Here is a 5,499-nt window from a genome sequence, read left to right on the forward strand (position 1 = left end):
TATGTTGCAGCATTCTTAAGAACAGGCAAGATGCCTGTTCCACAAAGAGTCAATTTTTTGTGGGGAGTAGGGGTTGGGCTTCTTCGCCTCAGTATTCTTAGGAACAGGCAAGATGCCTGTTCCACAAAAGACCTCTTGCAAAAGTCCTTTTCATAAATTTATTGGACGGGCAAGATGCCCATACCACAAGAAAAAATAATTCTTGTGGGATGGGCATCTTGCCCGTCCTAGTTATTTTTGCAAGAGGTCTAAAGAGTCAATTTTTTGTAGGGAGTAGTGGTTGGGCTTCTTCGCCTCAGTATTCTTAGGAACAGGCAAGATGCCTGTTCCACAAAGAGTCAATTTTTTGTAGGGAGTAGTGGTTGGGCATCTTCGCCTCAGCATTCTTCAGAACAGGCAAGATGCCTGTTCCACAAAGAGTCAATTTTTTGTGGGGAGTAGTGGTTGGGCCGAAGATGCCGCCCATAAATTACAAATATCGAGTTAACTGGACTCGATAACGTTCCTTCTTAGTAACAGCCACTTCCCCAATTTCCAATCTTCCCTTGCCCGTAACAGCAATTAAATCTCCAGACTTGACATTATAACTAGCTTGAGTAACGTCTTTCCAGTTAACTCGCACGTCGCCACTATCAATTAAATCGGCCATTTTGCTGCGAGACATTGCGAATCCAGCGGAGGCGACAGCATCCAATCTCATGGAGGCTTCAACGGTTGTCATTTCTTTCTTTTTGGGTTCTCTAATTTTTAGTTCGCTCAACTCAATGCGCCGAGTTTTTACAGGAACCGATCGCACTTGTTGCAAACTCATCTCCAAATACTCTACCATCTCCGGCATGACAATGGCTTGCGCGCCGCGTTCTCCCAAAACAATCACATCGCCAGTTTTCTCGCGGACAATTCCCGTACCCAACATCGCCCCTAAAAAGTCGCGGTGAGAAGCTGTATCGAACAAGAAATTGCCAGCGATTTCTACCGCAGCAACGTTAACGCTAGCAGAGTCGATCGGGATATCCGATCGCGCGATCGCAATTCTTTGTCTTTCAGCTTGCGGGTAGCCGCCCCAAGCCACTAATTCCACATCTGTTAAGCGCTTAAATACCGTCAGAGTGTCCGCCAACTCCGGGGGCGACAGAAAATCACTCTGAGTAACTTCCCAAGTTTTTATAGCTTGTTCCGCTTGGTCGATCGCCCGCGCCACACATTCGCGGTTTTCAATGCCTTTTAACAGTTCTTCTCTTTGTAACATCAGTTAATGTTAGATTCTAATTTGAAATTGCCAAACCTTGCTGTAACTAAAAAGTCTACTTTTTTAACAGTCGCACTAATTTAATTATAGTCTAAAATCATCAAATAACGATATTATGATTTTAGTTGCTGGTAAAGCTGATATGATGAGCACGATTATTGTACCAAATGTATGAAGTCTTCGAGTTTAAGCAAGGTTAATATTTCAACGCGGTTGCTGTGTCAGGAAGCAGCCGAACCGTTGAAACAATTGTCCACCCAACTACTTATTCTTCTTCACCCGCAAATACAGCTCTTCCATCGCCTCAATAAACGAACCATCCTTGTGCCAAAACTGTGGAAAATCTCCCTGTTTCTTCACCACGATCGCACTTACCCCACTTTGCACCCCCACCTCAATCGTCTGCGGTAATCGCTTCGCACCATGCCAAAACTCTTTCAGGCTGACCGTTTGCGCCTCACTGGCGATCGCCCGCGTGAAATAGGAATCCACCGCCACAGGGGCCGCTGCATCAGCCGTCAACTCTGCAGAAAGCGCCAAGCCCAAAGGCGTTTTTGCTAATTCGCGGTGCAGCACTTCCTTAGAAAGCCCCCGTAATTCAAACAGTAAAAATGGATCTTTGTCCAATTCGGCGGCCACCAAATAATAAACTCCGGCAATATGTTTGCAGGGATTGCTATAGTCTGGGCAAGAGCAAGTGGTTTTAAAGTCCTCACGGTTGCTGGGTAAAAGGTGCAATCCGAAGGGTGAGAAAGCATTTTCAATGTTGTCAGGCATTTCGTTTATTAGCAGCCGAGAAATGAAGCTGGCTTTGGATGCCATTTGGGCGATCGCCACTTTCCACTTTGCCTGACTAATCGGCTCAAACTCAATTTTAGTTTTGTACAGAGGCTCCTTATAAACCCCAAAATAAGGATTTACTGACCCCCTTACTTCTGCCATCACTAAGCCATCATTAATCTTAAAGCTTTTTACCTTGTCATTCCGTGCATAGGAACGTCCCCGTCCGAGTCGCCCAGAATCTGTAAATCTTTCCAGCCCATCGATAAATTTATTGCCCCACCAAGTCCGAGTAAATTGTGACATATTTTTGATTTTCTCCTAATCTAAAACTGCATTTTTATTGAGCCTAATTAACTTTTTAAATGCCTCATTATCCAACTCAGTCAGCCACGATTCATCAGCACCAATAATTGAACCTGCCAATTTCTTTTTGTCCTCAATCATTTGGTCAATCTTTTCTTCCAAAGTACCAATTGCCACAAACTTATGCACAAACACATTTTTTTCCTGTCCAATCCGAAACGCCCGATCCGTCGCCTGATCTTCCACTGCCGGATTCCACCAGCGATCGAAATGGAACACGTGATTGGCTTTTGTCAGCGTAATTCCCACGCCGCCCGCCTTCAGTGACAGAATAAATACCGAAGGTTCAGACTCTGGATCTTGAAACTCTGAAATCATCCGTTCCCGTTTTTCGCGACTGGTTCCCCCGTGGATGTAGTAAGTGTTGTAATGTAGCGTTTGTTTAATATATTTTTCCAACGCGCTTCCCAGTTCTGTAAACTGCGTAAATACCAATAAACTTTCGCCTTCTGCTTTGACTTCCTCAATCATCTCGATCAGCCGTTCCAGTTTGTGCGATCGCTCTGGTGTAAACTCACTTTCATCCTGCAAAAACTGGCGCGGATGGTTACAAATTTGCTTCAGCTTCAGCAGTGTCGCCAAAATCATCCCCTTGCGCTTCATCCCTTCCGCCTCATCAATTTCTTGTTCTACCTCTTTCACAATCGCTTCATAAAGCGAAGCTTGCTCGCGGGTGAGATTGCAGTAGAGCTTTTGCTCAACTTTGTCGGGGAGATCCTGAATAATCGACTTATCGGTTTTCAGGCGCCGGAGAATAAAGGGTTCCACTAATTTTTTGAGCGCTGCCGATTGCGTGCGACTTCCATTTTTTTGAATCGGGATCTCAAACAACTTCCGAAACTGCGCCTCTTTACCCAGATAGCCCGGATTGAGGAAATTAAAAATTGACCATAAATCCAGCAATCGATTTTCCACGGGTGTTCCAGTCAGCGCCAACCGATGGGTAGCAGGCAACTTTAAGATCGCCTTTGTTTGCGCCGCTTTCGGATTTTTAATATTCTGGGCTTCATCAATTACCACGCGATGCCACGCTATGCTGCTCAACAGCTTCTCATCTTTTCGCGCCAAGGTAAAGGAAGTAATCAACATATCGCAACCTTGGACGGCGGCTTGGAATTCCTTGGCATCTTGCAAGCGCCCAGGGCCGTGGTGTATGAGCGATCGCAATTCTGGAGCAAATTTTTCCATTTCCTTTTGCCAGTTACCAACTACGGATGTGGGCGCAATTAGCAGCGTGGGTAGAACCGAAGGTGCGATCGCTTTTTCCGTCTCTTTTGTAGTAGATAAAACTTCCCGCTCTTGCAATAATCGAGCAATTACCTGCGCCGATTTACCCAAACCCATATCATCGGCAAGACAGCCATTTAATCCCAAACTTTCCAAATAACTCAACCAAGAAACGCCGCGCTTTTGGTAATCCCGTAACTTGCCCTGAAACTTTGCTGGATCTGTAATTAACTCTAACCGACTCTTATCGTTCAGCTTCTCCAACATATCCGATAACGCCCGATCGCGCTCAACCTCCAACTGTTCGCTCGCTTCTCCTTCAGCCGTCAACTTCATAAAGTCAATCAGGCTTAAATCGGGGTTTTCTTCGCGATGTTTTTGCCAAAAATTTAGCATCTCCTGCATCTTGTCTTTGTCCAGTTCCATCCATTGTCCTCGGAACTGTACCAGCGGTGTTTTGCTATTTACTAACGCCTGCCATTCTTGTTCGCTAACCCGTTCACCCCCGATCGCCAATTCATATTGATATTCCACCAAGGAATCCGCCGAAAACAATCCTTTGCCCTTGATGGCAGCGCTCTTGCTGCCCTTCCCTTTGACTTGCAGGCGAATCTTCGCCCGTTGTCGTCCCTTCGGCGTCCACCAAGCGGGGACAATCACTTTGTATCCGGCATCTTCTAATACCCAAGCGGACTCGCTGAGAAAGGTGAAAGCATCATCTAAGCTGAGGGTAATATTAACGGGTTTGTCGGTTTCTAGCCCTTGCCAAAGTTGGGGATAAATGCGGGCAGCGTAGCCGAGATTTGTCAGCAAATGTTGCTCAAAGTTGTCTCCGAATTGTGTTTGCAACTGTTTTTGTTGAGTCGATCGCGATCGCCAATAATCCTGCAACGGCATCCGCAGAGATGGGTCTTTTTTCGCAGCCGCCTGAAACTCTAAAACCCAAGGCTGTTCGGGGTTTTCGGGGGATTGTAGTTGAAAGCAGAGGGAGAATGAGTCAGCAGATTGATTGCGCGTAATGCGATCGCGCCAGGTTTGCCATTGCCGATATTGCTCAAGGCTTACTCGCGCGATTTTTCGTGTTTGGTTGAGGCAGATTTGGAGTAAAGAATCCGCAATCTTATTTTCAAACGATGCTGGGATGGGGGTTTGAGTGACAATTTCCGCGATCGCACACTCGGAAAAATGCCGCAGCAACCGTTCACGATCGTAGAACTTTGGTGTATCTTCTAGCTGGATCTTCCGAAAACCGGACACACAAACTAAAGGCATCCATTCAACATAGCGTTGTAAATCAGTTTCGTACTGTGTTGAAACAATTTCCCATCCCGGATAAATCTCAAAGCTGGGTTCAATTTTGGCAGGTGTTTTTGGAGTTTTTGCAGTTGTTTTGGTTTTTGTCTCGCCCGCTTTCTTACGCCCGCGCGTGGCTTTCTCAGCGGGTTCGGATCTTTCGATGGGTGCGATCGCGATCGGAGCAGTTTCTCGATAGCGCAACGCCGGAATATAATGATCTTTCAGAACAATTTGCTTAAAAATTTGGGTGTAGTGATACCAAAATAGCAAGTCTGAACCAAACTGAACTTCTGCTAAATCGTAGAGGGCAAAAAAATGCAGATCGTTCAATACTTTAGTCAAAGTGTGGGTGGCGATGGACACACAATCAACTTCCCAATACTCCAACTCAAATGTTTCGGGTAACTCTGTCTCTAAATATCGCGCTAGTTCTAAAGAGGGCAACGGCTGGTTGTCGGCAGTGGGCAGTAAAAAATACCGAGGGGCGATCGCGTATTCTAGCCCCATCGCACTTGTATTGCTGACTGGTGGCAGTTGAATCCCGGCTTCTTTCGTTAGAAACTCTCTTAACTGTGCCGTCT

Annotated in this window: 3 protein-coding genes; all 3 read right to left on the minus strand. The window is 46.0% G+C overall.

From position 1 onward, the window contains the following. Nucleotides 1-469 precede the first annotated feature (469 nt). Complete coding sequence (locus tag ACUVJL_RS02000; RefSeq protein WP_445244315.1) at nt 470-1,249, minus strand: photosystem II S4 domain protein; 780 nt, start codon at nt 1,247-1,249, stop codon at nt 470-472. Between the two features lie 261 nt (nt 1,250-1,510). Further along, nucleotides 1,511-2,335, minus strand: a complete 825-nt coding sequence (locus tag ACUVJL_RS02005) for an SWIM zinc finger family protein (protein WP_445244316.1) — start codon at nt 2,333-2,335, stop codon at nt 1,511-1,513. Between the two features lie 15 nt (nt 2,336-2,350). Continuing rightward, nucleotides 2,351-5,499 (minus strand): DEAD/DEAH box helicase (locus ACUVJL_RS02010; RefSeq protein ID WP_445244317.1); only part of this gene is annotated, 3,149 nt, incomplete at its 5' end.

Origin of the sequence: Microcoleus sp. OTE_8_concoct_300 (assembly GCF_031383065.1) — a bacterium.
In the GTDB taxonomy this organism is placed as follows: domain Bacteria; phylum Cyanobacteriota; class Cyanobacteriia; order Cyanobacteriales; family Microcoleaceae; genus Microcoleus.

What these genes read in the sequence shown, in the direction of transcription:
- ACUVJL_RS02005 (WP_445244316.1), bottom strand. Translation starts at nt 2,335, where the DNA reads ATGTCACAATTTACTCGGACTTGGTGGGGCAATAAATTTATCGATGGG.
- ACUVJL_RS02000 (WP_445244315.1), bottom strand. Translation starts at nt 1,249, where the DNA reads ATGTTACAAAGAGAAGAACTGTTAAAAGGCATTGAAAACCGCGAATGT.